Raw genomic sequence first — 21,022 nt, forward strand, 5'->3', positions numbered from 1 at the left:
TTGAATCGATTCTTCGGGAGGTTGTGGATGAGTAGGCATCCGGCGACGCGGGACCACTGCTTGAGTTTGGTGCGCAGCGTGGATCGGCCGACAGGTGGTGCACGGTACGGGCGGATGTTCCCGGACCTGGAGCCCTTGGGGACGGATCCGCACGTGCTGATGCGGGCCGGCGCCGACGGCGGGATCTGTGACGCCGCGGCGGCGCTCGATCCCGGGGCCGCGCTGGATCCTGAGGCAGGGGGCGACGCTGAGCAGGCGGCCGGCTGGCCGTTCTTCGGGCAGTTGCTGGCGCACGACACCACCGCGGACCGGTCGCCGATCGCGGGCGGAGTCGACACCGACGCGTTGCGGAACGCCCGCTCGCCGCGGCTCAACCTCGAGATGCTGTACGCCGACGGGCCGATCGGTGCGCCGTACCTGTTCGATCGGGACGACCCCGCCAAGTTCCTGCTCGGCGCCGGCGGGTACGACGTACCGCGGAATCCCCAGGGTGTGGCGCTGATCGGTGACCCGCGCAACGACGTCCACCTGTTCTCGCTGAGTCTCCACGTCGCGCTTCTGCGGGCGCACAACCGGATCGTCGACAGTCTGCGGGCGAGCGGCGTACCTGAGGAGGACGTGTTCGAGCAGGCGCGGGTCACGCTCACGTGGCATTACCAGTGGATCGTCGTCCACGACTTCCTGCCGCGACTGGTCGGGCGGCCGTTGGTGGACGAGGTGCTCGAGGACGGCGGGAAGTGGTTCGCGCCGGAGCCCCTGCAGGCGTTCATCCCGCTGGAGTTCGCGGATGCGGCGTACCGCTACGGGCACGGCCAGATCCGGCACGCGTACCGACTGGTCGAGGGCGGTCCCGAGTTGCCGTTGTTCCCCGATCTGGTCGGGTTCGGGCCGGTGCGGCAGCGGCTCGATCTCACGCAGGTGTTCGACGTACCAGGACATCCGCCGGCGCAGCGGGCCAAGCGGCTCGACGGCCGGCTCGCCGCAAGCCTGATCGGCCTGCCGGAGCAGGTCACCGGCGCTGTGGACGAGACCGCGTACAAGTCCCTGGCGGTCCGCGATCTGCTGCGCGGCGACACGACCGGTCTGCCGAGTGGCGAGGAGGTCGCCAAGCTGCTCGGCGTACCGCCGCTCCCCGAAGGCACCTGGCCGGGCGGTACGCCGCTGTGGTTCTACATCCTGAAGGAGTCCGAGTACCTCGGTGCGGGCGACCGCCTCGGACCGGTCGGCGGGCGGATCGTCGCCGAAGTACTGATCGGGCTGCTCCGGGCCGACCCGGCCAGCTACCTCAGCCTCGAACCGGACTGGCAGCCGAACCTGCCGGCCGCCGGCGAGACGTTCGGCCTGACCGACCTGCTCATCCCGGCCGGCTCGCACTGAGCGACGGCGCCTTGGCCTCGGTCTGGAACGCATCGCGCGGACTCTGGACCGAGGCCAGCGACACGATGTCGCGGCTGTAGAAGAACGACACCAGCCAGATCGACAGCACCCGCATCTTCCGGTCCCACGTCGGGACCGCGAGGACGTGGTACCCGCGGTGCATCAACCAGGCCGGCAGGCCCTTGATGACGATCCGCTTGTACTGGAAGATCCCGTTGCCGAGGCCGAGTGTCGCGATCACCCCGAGGCTGCTGTGCACGTAGTTCTTCGGCTCCCGTCCCCGCAGCGACCGCAGCAGGTTCTTCGCCAGCAGCTTCCCTTGCCGTACGGCGTTCTGCGCGTTCGGCACCGTGTACGCGTCCTTGGTAGGCGCCGCCAGATCAGGCACGGCCGCGTCGTCGCCGGCCGCCCAGGCGTCCGGGATGACATCGGTCTCGGTGCCGATCCGTAGATCCGCCCGCACCTGGACCAGTCCACGCTCGTTGTGCGGCAGGTCGGTGTGGTTGCGGAGCAGCCGGGTCGCCGCATTGCCCGCCGTCCACACGATCAGCTCAGAGTCGAACTCCGTCCCGTCGGACAGCACCACGTGCCCGTCGTCGGCCGACTGCATGAAGGTGTTCAGGTGCACGACCGCGCCGCGCTTCTCGAGCATCTTCACCACCCACTCGCCGGGGCGGTCGCTCACCTCCGGCAGGATCCGCCCGGTCGCCTCGACCAGGTGGAACGCGAGATCGCTCTCGGACAGCTCGGGGTACTTCTTCAGCAACCACCGCGCCAGCGACAGCAGCTCGGCGAACCCTTCGACACCGGAGAACCCGCCGCCTACGAACGTGACCGTCAGGAGCTTGCGCCGCTCCGGCCCCGGCTCCAGTCCGGCCGCCTCGTCGAACGCGGTGAACAGCCGGTCCCGGATCGCCACGGCTTCCTCGACGTGCTTCATCCCGATCGCCCGATCGGCCACTCCCGGTACGTCGAACGTCCGGGTCACCGCACCGGCGGTCACCGCGATCACGTCGTACGTCAGCTGGTAATCCGGCCCGTCCGCCGGGTGGACCGTCACCGTCTTGTCCGCGTGCGAGATGTTCGTGACCATGCCGGCCACGACCTTCGTGTGCTTCAGGTTCCGGCGCAGCGACACCGCCGCGTGCCGGGCCTCCACGGAACCGGCGACCACCTCGGGCAGGAACGGCTGGTACGTCATGTACGGCCGCGGGTCGACGACGACCACCTCGGCCTCACCGCGCCGCAGCTTCTTCTCCAACCGCCATGCCGTGTAGAACCCGGCGTACCCGCCGCCCACCACCAAGATCCTGCGCACCACACTCTCCGTCCGTCGACTTGTCACAGGTAAGACACCTTGGCCCGTCCGGATGTGACATCGCTAGGGGGCGCCCAGGGCGTCCAGGACCGTGGCGGTTACCGCCTCCGGCTGCGAGACGCTCAGCGCATGCGAGCCACCGGCGATCTCGCGGGTGTCCTTCGCGCCCGCGCGTTCGGCGAGGAAGCGATGCAGGGCCACCGGGATGTTCAGGTCCTGGTCGCTGAACACGAACCAGGACGGGATCGTCTTCCACGCCGGCGTGGAGGTGGGCAGACCGGTGGTCAGCGCCGCCTCGGTCACCGGACGCTGGGTCGCGGCCATCAGCGCGGCCTGGTCGGCGGGTACGTCGGCGCAGAACTGCTGACGGAACACGTCCTGCCGGATCGCGAGCTCGTTGCCGCCGGTGCTGACCGGGTACGCGGTCAGTGCGTCGCCGAGCGTGCTGCCCGGGAACTGCGACGACAGCTGGAAGGCGGTCTCGCCGTGGTCGGGGGCGAACGCGCAGACATAGACGAGCGCCTTGACCGCATCGTTGTCCGCCGCGGCCTGCGTGATCACCATGCCGCCGTACGAATGCCCGACCAGGACCACTGGCTTCCCGATACCGGCGATGACGTCGCGGACGTACTGCGCGTCGCCTTCGAGGCTGCGCAGCGGGTTGGCCACCGCGACCGTCTCGATCGACCGCGCCCGCAGCCGCTCGACGACGCCGTTCCAGCTGGCCGACTCGGCGAACGCGCCGTGCACCAGGACGACGACCGGATTCTCACTCATGGGGCTCTCCTTTTCTCGGACTACTTGATGAGACCAGACAGACAGCCAGGTTGTGACCGGCGAGACAGTCACAGAACGCCACTCCGGGTTGTCCTGGTGTGTAGGTACAGCCAATGCCCCTAAGGAGAACAGATGAGCATCGCCGAACAGCAGATCGCCACGTCGGTCCTGGTGATCGGGACCGGTGGTGCCGGGCTCCGGGCGGCGATCGAGCTGGCCGAGCAGGGTGTCGAGGTTCTTGCGCTCGGCAAACGCCCGCGCTCCGACGCGCACACCTCGCTCGCGGCCGGCGGCATCAACGCGGCGCTCGGCACCATGGACGCCCAGGACACCTGGCAGCAGCACGCAGCCGACACGCTCCAGGAGAGTTACCTGCTCGCGAACCCGGTCACCGTGCAGATCGTCGCCCAGGGCGCGGCGCGCGGGATCGAGGACCTCGAACGCTGGGGTATGCCGTTCGCGCGCGAGGCCGACGGCCGGATCTCGCAGCGGTTCTTCGGCGCGCACACCTACCGCCGGACCGCGTTCGCCGGCGACTACACCGGGCTGGAGATCCAGCGCACGTTGATCAACCGCGCGGTCCAGCTCGGCGTACCGATCCTGGACACCGTCTACGTGACCCGGATCCTGGTGAAGGACAACACGGTCTTCGGCGCCTACGGTTTCGACGTCACGACCGGCCGGCGGTACGTCATCCATGCCGACGCGGTGATCCTGGCCGCGGGCGGTCACACCCGGATCTGGCGCCGTACGTCGTCTCGCCGTGACGAGAACACCGGCGACGCGTTCCGGCTCGCCGTCCTCGCGGGCGGCAGGCTCCGCGATCCCGAACTCGTCCAGTTCCACCCGTCCGGACTGATCGAGCCCGAGAACGCGGCGGGCACACTCGTCTCCGAGGCGGCCCGCGGCGAGGGCGGCCAGCTACGCAATGCCCTCGGCGAGCGGTTCATGGCGCGGTACGACGCGGAGCGGATGGAACTGTCCACGCGGGACCGGGTCGCTCTCGCGGAGTACACGGAGATCAAGGAAGGCCGCGGGACCCAGAACGGCGGGGTCTGGCTGGACGTGTCACATCTCCCCCGCGAGACGATCATGCGGCGGCTTCCGCGGGTGTACCAGACGTTGCTCGAGCTGCAGATGCTCGACATCACCAAGCAGCCGATCGAGATCGCGCCGACCGCGCACTACTCGATGGGTGGCGTGTGGGTCCGTCCCGAGGACCACGGCACCGGCGTCGACGGGCTGTGGGCGATCGGCGAGGCCGCGAGCGGACTGCACGGCGCGAACCGGCTCGGCGGCAACTCACTGATCGAGCTGCTGGTCTTCGGGCGGATCGTCGCCGAGGAAGCCGCGAAGTACTCGATCGGCCGGCAGGCCCAGGTGCGTTCGGCCGACGCCGTCGCCGAGGCGCGCGCCGAGATCGACCACCTGCTGACGAACGACGGGCCGGAGAACGTCCGCGCTCTGCAGCGCGCGCTGCGCGACACGATGACGGCACGGGCGGGTGTCGTCCGCGACGAGGACGGTCTGCGGGCCGGGATCGCGGAGCTGGCCGAGGTCGAGGAGCGGATCACGCAGGTCGGCGTCCATCCGGACATCGCCGGCTTCCAGGACCTGGCCCACGCGTTCGACCTGAAGGCGTCGGCACTGGCCGCACGTGCGACCCTCGATGCGGCCCTGGTACGACGGGAGACCCGTGGCTGCCACAACCGCTCGGACTACCCGGAACTCGACGAATCGCTGCAGGTCAACCTCGTCTGGTCAGGCCCGGACACGATCGAGAAGGAACCGATCCCGGCGATCCCCGACGACCTGCGGCACCTGATGCGACACGTCGCAACCGACGGCAAGTTGGTCGAGTGAGGGCTCACCGTCTGTGTGCTGACAGGAAGCTCCGGAGGAGGGACAGGGGCGGCCAGCTGGTGCGGTCCTTGCGGGTCAGGACGAGGGCCCGCATGCGGGGTTCGGGGGCGCGGAGGCGGCGTAGGGAGATGCCGGTGGTCTTCGGGTAGGTGGCGGGCATCAGGCCGACGCCGAGTCCGGCGGTGATCATTTCCTGGACGAGTTGGAGGGTGTCGGCGCGTTGGGTGATGCGGGGTTCGAAGCCGGCGAGGGCGGCCAGGGTGCGGACGACCTGTTCGTCGGCGACGTGGCGGGAGTTGACGATCCAGTCGCTGGCGGCGAAGGCTGCGACGACGTCGACCGCCGTACCGCGGATGCGGCGGGAGCGGGACGGGACGGCCAGGCTCCAGCTGGACTCCCAGAGCGGGGCGGCTTCGAGGGACGGGTCGAGGGCCGCGGGGGCGAGGTTGTAGTCGTAGATGAGTGCGAGGTCGACCTGGTCGCGCTCGAGCATCGCCAGGGCGTCGGGGGGTTCCTGTTCCTGGATCTCCAGCCGGACCGCGGGGTACTCCTGCCGGAGCCGGTGGACGACGGGCAGGAGCGTGTCGCGGATCGCGGTGTGGAAGCCGGCGACGCGGACGGTCCCGGACGGTTCGGCCGACGGGTCGAGGTCGGCGCGCGCCGCTTCGTGCGCAGCCAGGATGTGTACGGCGTGACCCGCGAGCCGGCGGCCGGCCGGGGTGAGCCGGACGCCGCGGCCGTCGGGCTCCAGTAGCGGCGTGCCCACTTCCTTGGCGAGTGCGGCGATCTGCTGCGAGACGGTGGAGGTGGTGACGCCGAGAACCTCCGACACGGCATGCATCGAGCCGAGCCGGGACAGGGCGAGCAGGAGTTCGAGGCGGCGTACATCCATTCATCGATCATGAACGATCTGTCCAAGATTCTCACGTGGACGCGAACGGAATCGCGGGCTTCACTCGACCGTATGCGCACACGGCAGACCGGGATCGCCTTCGCGGTCCTGTCGATGACGATGGTCCAGCTGGGACTTGCCGCTTCGGTCGGGCTGTTCGATCGGGTCGGTCCTGAGGGTGCTGCCTGGCTGCGGCTGGTGTGCGCGGGTCTGATCGTGCTGGTGCTGTTCCGGCCGCGGCCGAGCTCGTTCGATCGCAACGCGTTCCTGGCGGCGGTCGGTCTCGGCGTCGCGACCGCGGGCGTGACGTTGCTGTTCATGGCGGCCGCGGCGCGCCTGCCACTCGGTACGGCGAGCGCGCTCGAGTTCCTCGGTCCGCTGTCGGTCGCCGTACTGCGGAGCCGCGGGCGGCTGATCTGGCCGGCGCTGGCGTTCGGCGGCGTACTGCTCCTGACTCAGCCGTGGCACGGGTCGGTGGACGGTCCCGGCGTACTGTTCGCGCTCGGTGCCGCCGCGTGCTGGGCGGCGTACATCGTCCTCACTCAGCATGTGGGCAGCAACGTCACCGGGCTGCAGGGCATGGGTGTCTCGCTTCCGGTCGCCGCGGTCGTGGCCACCGCCGTCGCCGGCCCCGCCACGATCCCGGTGATGACCTGGGAGTTGGTGGTCATCGGCTTCGGTCTGGCGCTTCTGCTACCGGTGATCCCGTTCAGCCTCGAGTACCTGGCGCTGCGCCGCCTGGACGCCAGTGTCTTCGGCACGTTGATGAGTCTCGAGCCGGCGCTGGCGCTGATGATCGGCTGGCTCCTGCTCGGCCAGTCCCCCACGCTGCTCCAGGCGTTCGGCATCGCCGGCGTGATCGCTGCCGGCATCGGCGCGGAGAAAGCCACGAGCCGTCGCGCCCAGCAGAACGAGCATGACCAGCCCGACGACTCCGTGGTACCACTGCCAGCCGATGCCTAGCCCGACGAACCCGTCGAGCACCATCACCACGGCTCCTGCGCCGACGCCGAGAACGAGCATCGCAACGCCCGCCAGCAGGAGCTTCCGCGGCACCCGGCGACCGAACCGGCTCACGGTGGCCAGCGCCAAGGCGGCCCCCAGGACACCGGACACCGCCGCAAACGCTTGCGCCACAGCGGGATTCAGGAAGTACGCCTCCTGCTCGGACGCCGAAACAACCGGCCCCGAAGGAAACCCCAGCCGCCCTTCGACCGCGAACACCGCCTTGCCGACGGCGTACCCCAGCATCAGAACGGCGACCCCGTACGCGGGAAACTTCTTCATACGCCGACAGTAGAACTTCGGCCGCCCGCTGAACTCCCTCCAGCGGGTGAACCGTCCCTAGGAAGCGCGGGCTTGCCGGATCTCCTGGCCGCGCACGGTGTCCGGGAACCGCGCGAGCATCGCCCGCAGCTCGTCCGCGTCCACGTTGGCGCCGAAGGGCTCGGTGCCCGGTTCGAGACGCTTGCCCTCGGCAAGCGGTCCGGCGAGGACCGGGTCGAAGCCGAGCGCGTCGACGATCCGGGCCACCTGCTCCGCGTCGGTCTCGTCGCCGGCGATCGCTATCGCCTTGCGGCCGGGAGCTCCCGCGGGACGCGCGCCTTCGTCGAGGTCGTGGTAGCCCATGTGGTTGAAGGCCTTGACGACGCGGGACTCCGGGAGAAACCGCTGCACGATCTCCGAGGACGACGTGCGCGGATCGGTGAGGTCGTCGCGGATGCCGTCGACCTCCCACCAGTAGTTCATCGCGTCGATCACCAGCTTGCCGCGCAAGGCCTCGACCGGAACGGTCCGGTGCTTGCCCAGCGGCAGCGCGAGGATCACCACATCGGCCTCGGCGACGGCTTCGGCAGCGGTCGCGGCCACGGCGCCGGGCGTGACGACCTCGACGATCAGCGCGATCTTCGAGACGTTACCAGAGCCCGCGATCAGCACGCGGTACCCGGCCGCGACCGCCAGCCGAGCCAGCACCGTCCCGACCTTCCCGGCGCCGAGGATCGCGATCGTGGTCACTTGCTCTCCGCCAGGATCTCGCGGACCAGCGGGATCACCTTGGTCCCGTACAACTCGACCGCCTTCAGCCGCGCGCTCACCGGCAGCGGGCCACCCGAGTAGATCAGGTCGAACCGCTCCACGCCGAGGACCTTCACCGCGTCGGCGATCCGCCGGGCGACCGTCTCCGGCGACCCGACGTACATGGACCCGTGCAGCACCTCGGACTCGAACTCCTCGCGCTTCAGCGGCGGCCAGCCGCGCAACGCCCCGATCCGGTCGCGCATCACCTTGTACGGCGCGAAGTAGATCTCCTTCGCCTGCTCGTCGGTCTCCGCGACGAACCCCGGCGAATGCATCCCGACCGGATGCGCCACGGTCCCGAACTGCTGCGCCGCCCGCTTGTACAGATCGATGTACGGCGAGAACCGCTCGGGCGACCCGCCGATGATCGCGAGCATCAGCGGCAACCCGTAGTACGCCGTACGCACCACGGACTGCGGCGACCCGCCGACCCCGACCCACGTCTGCAACCGGCCGGACTCGGTCTTCGGATAGACCTCGACGTTGTCCAGCGCCGCCCGCACGGTGCCTTCCCAGGTCACCGGCTTCTCGTCGAGCAACTGCACGAACAGCTGCAGCTTCTCCTCGAACAGTACGTCGTAGTCGGCCAGGTCGTACCCGAACAGCGGGAAGGACTCGGTGAACGATCCGCGCCCGAGGATCACCTCGGCGCGCCCGTTCGACAGCGCGTCCACGGTCGAGAACCGCTGGAACACCCGCACCGGGTCGTCCGAGCTCAGCACCGTCACGCCCGACCCGAGCTTGATGTTCGACGTCTGGGTCGCGATCCCGGCCAGCACCGTCTCCGGGGACGAGATCGAGAACTCCGGCCGGTGGTGCTCGCCGAGCGCGATCGCGTCCACGCCGTTCTGGTCGGCCAGGACGGCTTCGTCCACCACCTGCCGGATCGCCGCCGCAGCCGTCACCGGCGCACCACTGTCGTCCACCGGGATGTCACCGAACGTGTCCAACCCGAAGGCCACCTCGGCCATATCCGCACTCTCCTGTCCGCTCACACAACAAGTCTAGGTTGACACGTCAACACCAGACCGAGCGGGGTTCATTCCCGGGAGCTCCAGTGCCGGAGCTTGTCCGGGTTCAGGACAATCCAGACGGTGGACACCTTCGACCTTGTCACCTTCAGACTCAGTACTGCGACAACGCCACCGACGACCCGCAGTACGACGCCCGGTTCCCCGTTGACCGCCTCCACACTCAGCACGGTCTCCGGACCCACGAGCTCCGTCACGCAGCGCGCGACCTGATCGGCGCCCCGGACCGGGCTCAACGCGGCAGCCACCCGGCCGCCGCCGTCGCTGACCGCCACCACCTCGGGCGCGAGCACACTCCGCAGCGCCCCGACACTGCCCGCCCGGCAGGCCGTCGCGAACCGGTGCACGACGGCATGATCGCCACGCCTGAACACTCCGCCTCCTGCTCAAGCGACCGTGGTGAGCTTCGCCGGGTTCATCTGCCACAGCACCTCGTCGATTCCTTCGTCCGACGCGGTCACGGTGCAGACCGCGAACACGTCGCCGCCGTCGCGCCGCAGCATGGCGACCGCGCGGCCGTTCGCCGTACCGAACTCGACCTCGACACCGATCCAGAAGTGCTGGTGGAACGCCCGGTGGTACTTCGCCACGCGCAGCCGCCCGACCACCGGGAACTTCGACGCCCGCGCCGCGCCGCCGCCGTCGGAATAGCTGATCGCGTCCTTCGCCAGCAACTCCTCGAGAACGGAGACGTCACCCGCCCGCGCCGCCGCGATGAATGCCGTCAGCAACGTCTTCTGCTGCGCTCCGGACACCTCGGTACGGCGTTCCGCACGGATCCTCTTGCGCGCCCGGCTGACGAGCTGGCGCACCGCCGGCTCGGTCGACTGCAGCATCGCGGCCAACTCGTCGTACGGGTAGTCGAAGGCCTCCCGCAGGATGTACGCCGCCCGCTCGGTGGGCGACAGCCGTTCGAGCACGAGGAGGACCGCGAAACTCAGTGCCTCCCCGCGCTCGGCGCCGAGATACGGATCAGCGCTGGTGTCGACCGGCTCGGGCAGCCACGGCCCGATGTACGTCTCCCGGCGGGCACGCGCGGACTGGCTCGCGTTGATCGCGAGCCTGGTCACCGCCGTCGACAGGTACGCGACCGGGCTCTGGACCGCACTGCGGTCCGCGGCCTGCCAGCGCAGCCACACCTCCTGGACGAGGTCCTCGGCCTCGGCGTGGCTGCCCAGCATCCGGTACGCGATCCCCATCAGCCGCGGCCGCACCGCGTCGAAGACCGCAACCGCGTCATCGAGCTCTTCAGTCATGAGCTGGAGGATACGACCTCGCATCCGTTTCCAGTGCCTCGATCGCGCTGTGCAAGCTGTTCAGGTCCGCTGCTTCCACCTGCGCCTCGTACGGGTCGAGCACCCCCTCGGCCTCATCGTCAGGTGGTGTGCCCGCCCTGTCCAGCTCGATGTCGGCCTCGACCTCCACGGCCAACTCGTGCAGGAAGTCGTCCTTGCCCATGATCATCGCCCGCCCTGCGCGGCGTACCACTCGTCGTAGTGCAGCTCGCCCAGGGTGGCCTCGCCGATCGGGACCAGGCTGCGCTCGGTGAGCTCGGAGCCGAAGTACCGCGCGTGCTCGTCGGCGACCACCTCACGGGCGTCCCCGCGCGCGGCCAGCGCCTTGCGGAAGAACTCGTCCATCCGGAACTCGTCCGGCCCGGCGATGTCGATCCGCGCGTTCAGCGGCTCGGCGACCGCGGTCCGGCCGAGGATCTTGGCGACGTCCTCGGCGGCGATCGGCTGCCAGGCGACCGGCGCGATGTGCACCTTCCCGTCGTCCCAGGTGCCCTCGTCGGCGATCGCGGCGACGAACTCGAAGAACTGCGTCGCGTGCACCAGCGAGTACGGGATGCCGGAAGACTTGATCAGCTCCTCCTGGGCGATCTTCGCCGCGAAGTAGTGGTTGTCCGGCATCCGCTCGGTGCCGACGATCGAGATGCCGACGTGGTGCCGGACACCGGCCTCGTCCTCGGCCTGCAGCAGGTTCCCGGTCGACGTCTTGAAGAACTCCATCACCGGTCCGGCCTCGAACGACGGCGAGTTGGCCACGTCGACGACGACGTCGGCGCCCTTCAGCACGTCCGCCAGGCCCTCGCCGGTGATCGTGTTGACACCGGTGCTCGGCGCGGCCGGCACCGCCTCGTGGCCGTGCTCAGTGAGCTTCGCCGCCAACTTCGTGCCGATCAGGCCAGTGCCGCCGATCACGACGATCTTCATCGCAGAACCCTTTCGATTGTCTTCAGCTGTCACCGGGTAAGACAGGGCACCCACCGATCCTGTGACAGTCACATCCAGAGCACCTGCCCTGTCTCTACCGGTGACCCCCGATCGAGAGGAGCCGCCCGTGCCCGAAGCCACGGTCCGCATCCGGGTGCGGATGACCGCGCGCCCGATCGACGAGCCGCACCGGGCGTCCAGCAACCTCGAGTTGCTGTTCGACCTGACGTTCGTGGTCGCGGTCGCCGCCGTCACCGAGCAGTTCGCGCACACGATCGCCGACGGTCACGCCGCCGTGCTGCCGTTCCTCCAGGTGTTCTTCGCGATCTGGTGGGCGTGGATGAACTTCACCTGGTTCGCGTCGTCGTACGACACCGACGACGTCACGTACCGGATCCTGACCATGGTGCAGATGGCCGGCGTCCTGCTGCTCGCCGCGGGCGTCCCGGCCGCGGCGGATCACGGCGACTACCTGATGGTCACCTCGGGCTATCTGGTCATGCGGCTCGGCCTCATCTCGTTGTGGTTGCGCGCGGGCATCGAGGACCCGGCATCCCGGCGTACGGCGTTCCGCTACGCGATCGGGATCGGGGCGTTGCAGCTCGGCTGGTTCGGCCGGCTGTACCTCGCCGACTCCGGCGCGTCCGACGGCGTACTGCTCGTCGCCTTCATCGTCCTGGCGATCCTGGAGCTGTCCGTGCCGCTGTGGGCCGAGCGTCCACGGGCCACGAACTGGCATCCGCACCACATCGCGGAACGGTACGGACTGTTCACGATCATCCTGCTCGGCGAAGCGGTTCTGGCCGCGTCCAACGCCGTACGGCGAGCTGTCGAGGAGACCGACGTCAACGCCGAGCTGATCGCCGTTGCGGGCTGCGGCCTGGTGATCCTGTTCGCGTTGTGGTGGCTGTATTTCCTGCACCCGGCCGGCCCACGACTCGAGGACCGACGGGACCGTTCGTACCGCTGGGGCTACGGCCACTACGGCCTGTTCGCGGCGCTCGCCGCGCTCGGCGCCGGACTCGAGGTCGCGGTCGAACAGACCAGCCACGAACTGCACCTGTCCCCCACCGGCGCAAGCTACGCGGTCGCCGTACCGGCCGCGTCCTTCATCGCCCTGCTCTGGGGCGTGCACCGATCCATCGCCGATGCGCCCAAACCCCATCTGGGTACGGCGCTCGCGGGCATCGTGATCCTGCTCGCGCTGCCGCTGGCGACACCGGCCGTCGGAGCGGTCGCGGACCTCGCACTGACGGCCGCGACCTGCGTGGGAGTGGTCGCCGTCGCCTCGTGGAACGCTAGGCGGTGAGACCCGCGAGCGTCTTCAGGGTCGCCTGGATGACGTCTCCGATCGGTACGTCGTCGGGTGCGGCGATCCAGCGCTCGAAGGACACCCTGAACACCGCGACCCCGGTCTCGGCCGCGAGTGCGGCGACGTCCGGGGCGACTCCGCGCTCGAGCAGGCCGTCGGTGAGCGATGTCGTCAGCGTGGCCATCTTGATCAGCTCGCGCTCGCGCAGCTCGGGCGTCGACATGATGACGGCGGCGCGCCGGCGCGAGTAGTCCCGGCGGATGTCGTCGAAGAACTGGGCCGTGGCAAGGACAGCCGCGGTGACGGCCTCCATCGGGGTCGCGTCCGCCGGCGCCGCGGCGAGCGCCTCGACCATGTGCTGCTCGAGCTGCTCGGACCCGGCGAACAGCACCTCACGCTTGTCCGCGAAGTGCCGGAAGAAGGTCCGCGCGGTGACCCCGGCCCGGTCGGCGATCTCGGCGACGGTCGTGCCGTCGTACCCGCGCTCGGCGTACAGCGCCATCGCCGCCTCCCGCAGCCGCCCGGCCGCGTCCGGCTCCCACCGTCCCATGCGGTCGATCCTAGCCGATGTCATCGAGTGACATCAGGGTGTAGCATCGGCGATGTCAGTCAGTGACATCACTGGGACATCACTTGAAAGGGACTTTTCATGCGCGTCTTCATCACCGGAGCGTCCGGACACGTCGGCTCGGCCCTCGTCCCGGAGCTCCTGCACAACGGACACCAGGTCCTCGGCCTGGCCCGCTCCGACGAGTCGGCGAAGCGACTGACGGACTGGGGTGCCGAGGCCGTCCGCGGCGACCTGCACGATCTCGACCGGCTCCGGGCGGCAGCGGCCGCCGCGGACGGCGTCGTACACCTCGCCTTCCGGCACGACGCCATGCAGGCGGGCGATCTGGCCGGTGCGGCGGAGTCCGATCTCGCCGCGCTGCAGGCGATCGGCGACGCTCTGGCCGGCACGGACAAGCCGCTCGTGAGTACGTCGGGGACCGGCATGCTCGCCGGCGTGGTCCAAGGGCGGGTGGCGACCGAGGACGACTACGACCCGAACGGCGGCTACCGCATCGATGCCGAGAACTACGTCGTCGACCTGGCCGCCAAGGGCGTCCGCTCGTCAGTCCTCCGGCTCCCGCCGATCACTCACAGCCGGCTCGACCACCAGGGTTTCGCGCCGTCGCTGATCGCCTTCGCGCGGCGGAACGGCTTCGCGGCGTACATCGGCGACGGGACGAACCGCTGGTCGTCGGTGCACACTCTCGACGCTGCCCGGCTCTATCGCCTGGCCCTCGAGTCTTCCCCGGCGGGCACTCGTCTGCACGCGATCCAGGACGAGGGCATCGAGTTCCGCACGATCGCCGAGGCGATCGGTCGCGGTCTCGACCTCCCGACGCGCTCCGTCACGGCCGACGAGGCGCCGCAGTACCTGGGCTTCCTCGCGCGGTTCGCGGCCATGGACATCCCGACCTCCGCGGCCCGGACGAGTGAGCTGCTCAACTGGCAGCCCACCCACCCGGACCTCCTGGCCGACCTCGCCGAGGGGTTCTACTTCTAGACCTTCAAGACCTTCTAGACCTTCAGGACCGGCGCGATGACCTTGGACTTCGAGCCTTCGTACGCGGCGAGCAGGATGCCGAGGACGGCGATGCCTTCCTCTTCGGTGTGCAGCGGACGCTGCTTGCCGAGCAGCGAGTCGGCGAAGTGGCCGATCTCGGCGACGAACGTGTCGACGGGTTCGAACTCGAAGGTCTCGGTCTCGCCCGACCGGAGGCGGTAGGACAGCGTCGTACCGTCGCTGGTCAGTGAGCCGAGCTCGCCGACGGCCGAGAACCGCTCGGTGCCGGCGGCCGGCTGGTACGCCCAGCTGGTCACCAGCTGGCCGACGACTCCGTTGTCGAACCTGATCAGGACCTGTGCGGAGTCCTCGCCCTCCATGAACTTCAACCGGTGCGTGGAGAGCATCGCGGTCGCCTCGACCGGCAGCCCGCCTGCGAGGTGCAGCATCAGATAAGTGGGGTGGTACCCGGTGTCGATGAGCTCGCCACCCCCACTTGTCTTGCTACTCGCCCGCCAGCCCATCGAGCTCGGGTCGAAGTCGTTGTAGAAGCTGTCCGTCGTCCGCACCTCGTACACCGTGCCGATCGTCCCGGCCTGCAGCAGCTCCCGGGCCTTCGCGACGGCCGGCATGAACAACTGGTTGTGCGCGCACATCAGCGTCACGCCGTTCTCGGTCACCGCCTTGCGAACATCCGCCGCCTCCTCGGCGGACAGGCACAGCGGCTTCTCGCACAGGATGTGCTTACCCGCCTCGGCGGCCGCGACGATCGCGTCCCGGTGCAGATGATGCGGCAGGCAGATGTCGACCGCATCGAGCTCCTCGTTCGCGAGCATCTCGCGAAACGCCATGCTGCCTGTGTACGCCGTGGCACGCAGCTCCTCGCCGCGCTTCTTCGCCGTCTCCGCCACCGCGTCCGCGACCGCCGTGACACCGATCCGGTCCGCGTGCTGCTGATAACCCTTGATGTGCGCCGAAGCGATTCCTCCGGCGCCGATCAGACCGACCTTGATCATCGGGACGTCCTCTCAGCTGTAGGAGATCACTCGGTTGGACTCGGCCGCCGCGTTCGCCGCGACCACGAGGCGGGTCAGCTCGATCGCGCGCTCGATGTTCTCGTCCGCGCGCGTGCCGTTGACGATGTGATCGACCCACTGCGCGAACGGATCCGGCGAGTGCTCGGGCACCGGTACCTGCTCGCCGTTCACGGTCAGCACGTTGCCCGCGTCGGTGTACGTGAGCGTGCCCTCGGTCCCGAACAGCTCGATCGTGAACGGGTTGCTGCTCGCGAACCCCGCCTCGATCACCCCGATCTTCTGGTCGCCGTACCCGGCCACCACGACAGCGTTGTCTTCCAGCCCCCGGTTCGCCACCGAGCGGTACGTCGCACTCACGGTCTCCGGCGTCGCGCCGAGGAAGAGCTGGATCAGGTACACCGGGTGGCAGCCGAGGTCGGTGAGCGCCCCGCCGATCGCGGCTTTCGGCTCGAAGAACCGCTGCGGCAACCAGCCTTCCTTGCCGTCCCGCGGGATCGCGCCGTCGTGCGAGAGCCGGACCCGGCCGTACGTCAACTGCCCGAGCGAACCCTTGTCCAGCACCTCCCGGATCGCGGTCGTGTAGCCGTGTGCGAGCCGCGGCAGCGAGACCGTCAGCTTCACGCCGGCCGCGTCCGTCGCGGACACGATCTCCTCGGCCTCGGCGACCGTCGGAGCGAGCACTTTCTCTGTGTAGATGTGCTTTCCGGCCTCTGCGGCCTTGACCATGATGTCGCGATGGACGTCGGTCGGAGTCGTGATCACGACGCCGTCCAGGTCGTCCCGCGCGAGCAGTGCGTCAAGGTCGCCGGTGAACTCCACACCGAACTGTTCGGCACCGGCCCGGCCGCGCTCGGCATCGTCGTCCCAGACGGCCACCAGGTCCGTCCCGGGATGCGCCTGGGCCTGCCTGGAGTAGTCGCCGGCATGGACGTGCCAGAAGCTGAGCGTCGCGATCTTCAACGGGTTGGACACGCGGGTCCTCCTCAGTGGAAACCTTCGGAAACGTTTCTGTTCGACCGTCGGCAGATCACGGTACAACGTTGTCAGGAGTGCGCAACAGACTTCCGGCGCGCCCGTTCACACGGTGAGACCCGCGCGCAATCGGGATGCTTATAGTTATGCAGGAGTCCAGGAAATAGGTGAGGTGTCGCGATGAGTGAACAGCCGGCCGGCGGGGATCTGTCCCGGTTGCGCCAGCTCAACGCGGCCGCCGTACTGCGGGAGTTGCGCGGCGATCAGCCGCTGACGCTCACCGAGCTGTCGAAGCGGACACGGCTGTCGCGCGCTTCGACCGAGGACGTGGCGCGGGACCTGCTCGGGCGCGGTTGGCTGACCGAGGTGGCGCCGGCGTCCGGGTCGGTCGGGCGGCCGGCACGGAGGTACCGGTTCAACGCCGGCGCTGGGCGGCTGCTCGGGATCGATATCGGCGGGCACAAGGCGCTCGCGCTGGTCACCGACCTGGACGGCGACGTGCTGAACCAGAGCCGGATCGAGGTCGACCCGGAGCTCGGCCGGCGCGAGCGGCTAGCGGTGCTGGATCGGTGCGTGCGCAAGGCGCTGGCGGGTGCGGGCGTCGAGGCGGGTCAGATCTGGTCGACGGGGGTGGCGACGACCGGGCTCGTCGACGGCACGGGGAAGGTGATGCTGTCCGACTCGCTGCCGGAGTGGACCGGCGTCGATCTGGGTGCTCACGTACGGCGGCTCGTGCCGGGCCCTGTCCGCGTCGAGAACGACTGCAAGCTGGCGGCGCTGGCGGAAACCTGGCGCGGGGTCGCGCGCTACGCGAAGGACGTCGTGTTCCTGCTCGCCGGCCTGCGCACCGGCGCCGGCCTCATCATCGACGGCAAACTCCACCGCGGCTTCGCCAACTGGTCCGGCGAGATCGGCGCGCTACCAGCGGCCGGCTGGCAACAGGCCCCGCACCACTTGCACACCTGGCTCGAGACCGCTCCGCCTGGAGCGGACGGTTTCGAGCGGGTGTTTGTGGCGGCTCGGGCGGGTGATCGGGAGGCGCTGGCTGCGGTTCGGGCGTACGTGCAGGACCTCGCGGTGGGGGCTTCGGCGTTGGTGTTGACGTTGGATCCGCAGTTGGTGGTGATCGGGGGCGGGTTCTCGCGGTCGGCGGACGTGATGGTGGAGCCGCTGCGGCGGGAGCTGGACCGGTGGTGCCTGCGGACGCCGGAGATCCGGGTGTCGGCGTTCGCCGACGAAGGAGTCGCGCTCGGCGCCGTCCGGCTGGCGCTCGACGAGGTCGAGTCGACCATCACGACCGGCCTCAGACCTTGACATAATTTTCCTGGACTCCATGATTATCCCCATCGCCCCGCCCAGCGAGAGGAAGCATCGTGATGCGTCCGTACCGACTGTTGACCACACTTGCCACCGCAGTTGCCAGTACCGCCCTGCTCGCCACGCTGCTGGTCTCCCCCGCCATCGCGACGATCAGCGGCGCGACCGCGACCAACACCGCCACGACCGTCACCTACCGCTTCTCCTACACCGGCACCCCGCAGTTCCTCCGCGTGTACGTCGACACCGACCGCAACCCGTCCACCGGATTCGCGCAAGCCGGCACCGGCGCCGACTACCTGCTCGAGAACGGCAGCCTCTACCGGCACACCGGCACCGGCTGGAGCTGGACGCTCGTCCGCTCGGTCACGTTCACCAACACCGGCGGCGTAGCCCAGTGGACGGTCGACCGAGCGGATCTCGGCGAAACCGCCACCCCGAACGACGCCGACCTGATCTTCCAGGCGGAGGCGCCGCTCGAGACGTCCGCGAAGTACACGCAGACCTACACCGGCGGCAGCAGCGGAGGCGTGACCTACACGCCCTCGACCGAGAACTTCGCGAACCCCGAGCGCGGCTTCTACCACCACACCGGCGACTGCGACAAAGCCGACTTCTCCCAGTCCACCCTGCAGAGTTACCGCACCAGTCAGGGCATCTCCCTGGTGATGTGCGTCTTCTACCTGGCCGAGTACAAGAACGGCCCGATCGCCCAGGCCGCTCTCGACCAGTTGCAGCAGCAGCTCGCCACGGTCCGCGCAGCCGGTCTCAAAATGGTGCTCCGCCTCGCCTACACCACATCCACCACCGGCGACGACGCCACGAAGGACCGCGTACTGGCGCATCTCGACCAGTTGGCGCCGTACCTCAACGCCGGCAAAGACGTGATCGCCGTCGTTCAGACCGGTCTGATCGGCGCCTGGGGTGAGTGGTATTACACGCAGAACTTCGGGAACGCCGGCGTCGTCTCCGCCACCGACTGGGCGAACCGCAAGGCAGTCACCGACAAGCTGCTCAGTGTCATGCCGTCGACGCGGATGATCCAGCTCCGTACGCCGAAGTTCAAGCGGACCATGTACTCGACCACCCCGGTCCAGCCCGGTAACGCCTACAACGGATCGAGCCTGTCCCGGATCGGCCACCACAACGACTGCTTCCTCGCCGGCGCCGACGACTTCGGCACGTACGAGAACCCGTCCGTCGAGTATCCGTACCTGCAGGCCGACACGACGTACGTCGCGATGGGCGGCGAGACCTGCGGTGTGAACGCACCGCGCTCGGCGTGCCCGACCGCGACCGCTGAACTCGCGCAGTTCCACTGGTCGTTCATCAACACCGACTACGAGCCCAACGTCCTCAACTCGTGGAACAACGGCGGCTGCCTGGGCACCGTCAGCACGAACCTCGGCTACCGCTTCCGCCTGGAATCCGGCACCTACCCGGCGACCGCCTCCCCCGGCGGCAGCCTGCCGATCTCCTTCACCGTCCACAACGACGGCTACGCGACGCCGTTCAACCCGCGCGGCCTCGAACTGGTACTGCGGAACACCTCGACCGGCGCCACCTACAAGCTTGCGATCGCCTCCGACGCACGCCGCTGGACCGCGGGTACGTCGACCACGGTGTCGCAGACCCTCACCGTGCCCACCACTCTTCCGGCGGGTTCGTACGCCCTGCTGCTCAACCTGCCGGATCCGCTCCTGTCCACTCGCCCCGAGTACTCGATCCGCCTCGCGAACCAAAACACCTGGGACGCGGCGACCGGGATGAACTCGCTCCTGCACACCGTCAACATCAGCTAGGAGACGACAATGAGAAGGCTTGCTGCAGCGGTCTGTTCGATCGGACTGCTGCTCCCTGCGCAGCAGGCGATCGCCGCGCCGCCGACGACGACCCGTACCTACACGACCAGCAACGAGGTGATCGCGAACCCGGAGCGCGGGTTCTACCACCACACGGAAACGCACTACAAGGCCGACAACACCGGCTACGTCCCGCTCGACGTCACCACGCTGCGGAAGTTCCGCACCGAGGAACACATCACGCAGATCCTCCGCGTGTTCTACCTGGAGAAGTTCGCCGGCCGGGACGTGATCGACAAGCCGTACCTCGACCTGGTCCGCGCCGACTTCCGCACCGCCCGCGCGGCCGGCGTCAAGGTGATCGTCCGGTTCGCGTACGCGCTGCCAGGTGCCGGCTGGCCGCCGCCGACGCCGTACGGCGACGCTCCGGTCGCCCGTGTGCTCAAGCACATCCAGCAACTCACGCCGGTACTGCGTCAGAACGCCGACGTGATCGAACTTGTCCAGTCCGGCTTCGTCGGTCTGTGGGGCGAGGGCTACTACACCGACTACTTCAGCAACCCGCAGGACCCGAGCCAGGTCTCGGACCAGAACTGGGCCGACCGCAAGGCCGTGACCGACGCCCTCCTGACGGCTCTCCCGAAGGACCGGATGATCCAGGTGCGCACGCCGTACATGAAGCAGCGGATGTACGGCGTACCGACCGGCACCGAAGGCGCGCTGACCCCCGAGCAGGCGTACGACGGTTCGCCGCTGGCCAGGATCGGGCATCACAACGACTGCTTCCTGGCCAGCCCGGACGACTTCGGGACGTACCTCAGCGACCCGATCGAGCTGGACAAGGACTTCGTTGCCCAGGACACCAACTACGTCCCTGAGGGCGGCGAGACCTGCGCAGTCAACTCCCCGCGGTCGGACTGGGAGTCTGCCTCCGCCGAGATGGCCCGGCTGCACTTCTCGTTCCTCAACACCGACTACAACCACGACGTGCTGAACACGTGGGGCGACAACATCGAGACCGCAAAGCAGAAACTCGGCTACCGGTTCGCGCTCACCCAGAGCACGGTCACGACCAAGGCGAAGCCGCGCGGCCAGGTCAACGTCGGCGTACAGATCCGGAACGACGGGTGGGCCGCGCCGTACAACCCGCACCAGGTGCAGCTGATCTTCCAGAACGACGAGCACACGTTCAAGGTCAACGTTCCGGCCGATCCCCGTCGCTGGGGAAGCGGTACGACGACCAACCTCGACTGGAAGGTCGCCGCACCGCCCGTCCCCGGCAAGTACCGCCTGCTGATCAACCTGCCGGACCCGCTCCTGTCGACTCGCCCCGAGTACTCGATCCAGCTCGCCAACAACAACACCTGGCAACCAACCACCGGCTACAACGACCTAGCCCAGACCGTGACTGTCGGATAAGCGCCATCCGCGGGGAACTCTGCTGGCCGGTACAGGTGGGCAGGGTTCCCCGCTCCAG

At 68.9% G+C, this 21,022-nt stretch carries 20 protein-coding genes; 8 read left to right on the plus strand and 12 right to left on the minus strand.

What is annotated here, in order from left to right:
* The first annotated feature begins 27 nt into the window (after nt 1–27).
* Nucleotides 28–1,377, plus strand: a complete 1,350-nt coding sequence (locus EV647_RS20730; RefSeq protein WP_134005289.1) for a peroxidase family protein — start codon at nt 28–30, stop codon at nt 1,375–1,377.
* On the opposite strand, the gene EV647_RS20735 is transcribed toward EV647_RS20730, so the two are convergent.
* Together EV647_RS20735 and EV647_RS20740 are read right to left on the minus strand one after the other, a co-directional pair.
* Nucleotides 1,355–2,695, minus strand: a complete 1,341-nt coding sequence (locus EV647_RS20735) for an NAD(P)/FAD-dependent oxidoreductase (protein ID WP_134005291.1) — start codon at nt 2,693–2,695, stop codon at nt 1,355–1,357. The two genes, EV647_RS20730 and EV647_RS20735, sit on opposite strands and share 23 nt — an antisense overlap.
* Nucleotides 2,696–2,758: 63 nt before the next feature.
* Complete coding sequence (locus EV647_RS20740; protein WP_134005293.1) at nt 2,759–3,472, minus strand: alpha/beta fold hydrolase; 714 nt, start codon at nt 3,470–3,472, stop codon at nt 2,759–2,761.
* A 132-nt stretch (nt 3,473–3,604) separates the two neighbouring features.
* Between EV647_RS20740 and EV647_RS20745 the strand changes: the two genes are divergently transcribed.
* Complete coding sequence (locus EV647_RS20745; RefSeq protein WP_134005295.1) at nt 3,605–5,335, plus strand: L-aspartate oxidase; 1,731 nt, start codon at nt 3,605–3,607, stop codon at nt 5,333–5,335.
* A 4-nt stretch (nt 5,336–5,339) separates the two neighbouring features.
* On the opposite strand, the gene EV647_RS20750 is transcribed toward EV647_RS20745, so the two are convergent.
* Entirely contained in the window at nt 5,340–6,227 is an 888-nt protein-coding gene (locus EV647_RS20750; protein WP_134005297.1) for a LysR family transcriptional regulator, read from the minus strand.
* 72 nt (nt 6,228–6,299) lie between these two features.
* Here EV647_RS20750 and EV647_RS20755 point away from each other — a divergent pair, with 72 nt between their 5' ends.
* Nucleotides 6,300–7,190 (plus strand): DMT family transporter, encoded by an 891-nt coding sequence (locus tag EV647_RS20755; protein ID WP_202876248.1) that lies wholly within the window; start codon nt 6,300–6,302, stop codon nt 7,188–7,190.
* A 381-nt stretch (nt 7,191–7,571) separates the two neighbouring features.
* Here EV647_RS20755 and EV647_RS20765 read toward each other — a convergent pair whose 3' ends face one another.
* The 6 genes from EV647_RS20765 to EV647_RS20790 are packed head-to-tail and all read right to left on the minus strand — an operon-like array spanning nt 7,572 to nt 11,553.
* Complete coding sequence (locus EV647_RS20765) at nt 7,572–8,243, minus strand: NADPH-dependent F420 reductase (RefSeq protein ID WP_134005299.1); 672 nt, start codon at nt 8,241–8,243, stop codon at nt 7,572–7,574.
* A complete protein-coding gene (locus EV647_RS20770; RefSeq protein WP_238177312.1) occupies nt 8,240–9,301 on the minus strand; it encodes an LLM class flavin-dependent oxidoreductase in 1,062 nt (353 codons plus the stop codon). The genes EV647_RS20765 and EV647_RS20770 overlap by 4 nt, the downstream gene beginning before the upstream one ends.
* A gap of 44 nt (nt 9,302–9,345) precedes the next feature.
* Nucleotides 9,346–9,711, minus strand: a complete 366-nt coding sequence (locus EV647_RS20775; RefSeq protein ID WP_134005301.1) for a siderophore-interacting protein — start codon at nt 9,709–9,711, stop codon at nt 9,346–9,348.
* A 12-nt stretch (nt 9,712–9,723) separates the two neighbouring features.
* Nucleotides 9,724–10,593: an RNA polymerase sigma-70 factor gene (locus EV647_RS20780; protein WP_134005303.1), complete on the minus strand. Its 870-nt coding sequence runs from the start codon at nt 10,591–10,593 to the stop codon at nt 9,724–9,726.
* Nucleotides 10,586–10,795 (minus strand): hypothetical protein, encoded by a 210-nt coding sequence (locus EV647_RS20785; RefSeq protein WP_134005305.1) that lies wholly within the window; start codon nt 10,793–10,795, stop codon nt 10,586–10,588. The genes EV647_RS20780 and EV647_RS20785 overlap by 8 nt, the downstream gene beginning before the upstream one ends.
* 2 nt (nt 10,796–10,797) lie before the next feature.
* Nucleotides 10,798–11,553 carry an SDR family oxidoreductase gene (locus tag EV647_RS20790; protein WP_134005307.1) on the minus strand — a complete coding sequence of 252 codons (756 nt, stop codon included), beginning with the start codon at nt 11,551–11,553 and terminating at the stop codon, nt 10,798–10,800.
* A gap of 127 nt (nt 11,554–11,680) precedes the next feature.
* On the opposite strand from EV647_RS20790, the gene EV647_RS20795 reads away from it, so the two are divergent.
* On the plus strand, nt 11,681–12,862 hold the full coding sequence (locus EV647_RS20795; protein WP_202876251.1) for a low temperature requirement protein A: 1,182 nt from the start codon (nt 11,681–11,683) through the stop codon (nt 12,860–12,862).
* On the opposite strand, the gene EV647_RS20800 is transcribed toward EV647_RS20795, so the two are convergent.
* Nucleotides 12,852–13,415: a TetR/AcrR family transcriptional regulator gene (locus tag EV647_RS20800; protein ID WP_134005309.1), complete on the minus strand. Its 564-nt coding sequence runs from the start codon at nt 13,413–13,415 to the stop codon at nt 12,852–12,854. The genes EV647_RS20795 and EV647_RS20800 overlap by 11 nt on opposite strands.
* Nucleotides 13,416–13,514: 99 nt before the next feature.
* Between EV647_RS20800 and EV647_RS20805 the strand changes: the two genes are divergently transcribed.
* On the plus strand, nt 13,515–14,417 hold the full coding sequence (locus EV647_RS20805; RefSeq protein WP_134005311.1) for an SDR family oxidoreductase: 903 nt from the start codon (nt 13,515–13,517) through the stop codon (nt 14,415–14,417).
* Between the two features lie 14 nt (nt 14,418–14,431).
* Here EV647_RS20805 and EV647_RS20810 read toward each other — a convergent pair whose 3' ends face one another.
* Nucleotides 14,432–15,433: a Gfo/Idh/MocA family protein gene (locus tag EV647_RS20810; RefSeq protein ID WP_134005313.1), complete on the minus strand. Its 1,002-nt coding sequence runs from the start codon at nt 15,431–15,433 to the stop codon at nt 14,432–14,434.
* A 12-nt stretch (nt 15,434–15,445) separates the two neighbouring features.
* A complete protein-coding gene (locus EV647_RS20815) occupies nt 15,446–16,426 on the minus strand; it encodes a Gfo/Idh/MocA family protein (RefSeq protein ID WP_134005315.1) in 981 nt (326 codons plus the stop codon).
* A 180-nt stretch (nt 16,427–16,606) separates the two neighbouring features.
* Between EV647_RS20815 and EV647_RS20820 the strand changes: the two genes are divergently transcribed.
* The 3 genes from EV647_RS20820 to EV647_RS20830 all read left to right on the plus strand — a co-directional run bounded on the left by EV647_RS20820 (nt 16,607) and on the right by EV647_RS20830 (nt 20,964).
* Entirely contained in the window at nt 16,607–17,740 is a 1,134-nt protein-coding gene (locus EV647_RS20820) for an ROK family transcriptional regulator (RefSeq protein ID WP_134005317.1), read from the plus strand.
* Between the two features lie 62 nt (nt 17,741–17,802).
* Nucleotides 17,803–19,545: a DUF4832 domain-containing protein gene (locus tag EV647_RS20825; RefSeq protein ID WP_134005319.1), complete on the plus strand. Its 1,743-nt coding sequence runs from the start codon at nt 17,803–17,805 to the stop codon at nt 19,543–19,545.
* Nucleotides 19,546–19,554: 9 nt separating this feature from the next.
* Nucleotides 19,555–20,964, plus strand: a complete 1,410-nt coding sequence (locus EV647_RS20830; protein ID WP_134005321.1) for a DUF4832 domain-containing protein — start codon at nt 19,555–19,557, stop codon at nt 20,962–20,964.
* The last annotated feature ends 58 nt before the right edge of the window (nt 20,965–21,022 follow it).

It is taken from the genome of Kribbella sp. VKM Ac-2566 (genome assembly GCF_004366005.1).
GTDB lineage: Bacteria > Actinomycetota > Actinomycetes > Propionibacteriales > Kribbellaceae > Kribbella > Kribbella pratensis.

Coding starts and splice junctions, on each gene's coding strand:
- EV647_RS20830 (WP_134005321.1), top strand. CDS start 19,555: ATGAGAAGGCTTGCTGCAGCGGTCTGTTCGATCGGACTGCTGCTCCCT.
- EV647_RS20785 (WP_134005305.1), bottom strand. CDS start 10,795: ATGGGCAAGGACGACTTCCTGCACGAGTTGGCCGTGGAGGTCGAGGCC.
- EV647_RS20755 (WP_202876248.1), top strand. CDS start 6,300: ATGCGCACACGGCAGACCGGGATCGCCTTCGCGGTCCTGTCGATGACG.
- EV647_RS20805 (WP_134005311.1), top strand. CDS start 13,515: ATGCGCGTCTTCATCACCGGAGCGTCCGGACACGTCGGCTCGGCCCTC.
- EV647_RS20780 (WP_134005303.1), bottom strand. CDS start 10,593: ATGACTGAAGAGCTCGATGACGCGGTTGCGGTCTTCGACGCGGTGCGG.
- EV647_RS20820 (WP_134005317.1), top strand. CDS start 16,607: ATGAGTGAACAGCCGGCCGGCGGGGATCTGTCCCGGTTGCGCCAGCTC.
- EV647_RS20740 (WP_134005293.1), bottom strand. CDS start 3,472: ATGAGTGAGAATCCGGTCGTCGTCCTGGTGCACGGCGCGTTCGCCGAG.
- EV647_RS20745 (WP_134005295.1), top strand. CDS start 3,605: ATGAGCATCGCCGAACAGCAGATCGCCACGTCGGTCCTGGTGATCGGG.
- EV647_RS20800 (WP_134005309.1), bottom strand. CDS start 13,415: ATGGGACGGTGGGAGCCGGACGCGGCCGGGCGGCTGCGGGAGGCGGCG.
- EV647_RS20750 (WP_134005297.1), bottom strand. CDS start 6,227: ATGGATGTACGCCGCCTCGAACTCCTGCTCGCCCTGTCCCGGCTCGGC.
- EV647_RS20790 (WP_134005307.1), bottom strand. CDS start 11,553: ATGAAGATCGTCGTGATCGGCGGCACTGGCCTGATCGGCACGAAGTTG.
- EV647_RS20730 (WP_134005289.1), top strand. CDS start 28: ATGAGTAGGCATCCGGCGACGCGGGACCACTGCTTGAGTTTGGTGCGC.
- EV647_RS20825 (WP_134005319.1), top strand. CDS start 17,803: ATGCGTCCGTACCGACTGTTGACCACACTTGCCACCGCAGTTGCCAGT.
- EV647_RS20810 (WP_134005313.1), bottom strand. CDS start 15,433: ATGATCAAGGTCGGTCTGATCGGCGCCGGAGGAATCGCTTCGGCGCAC.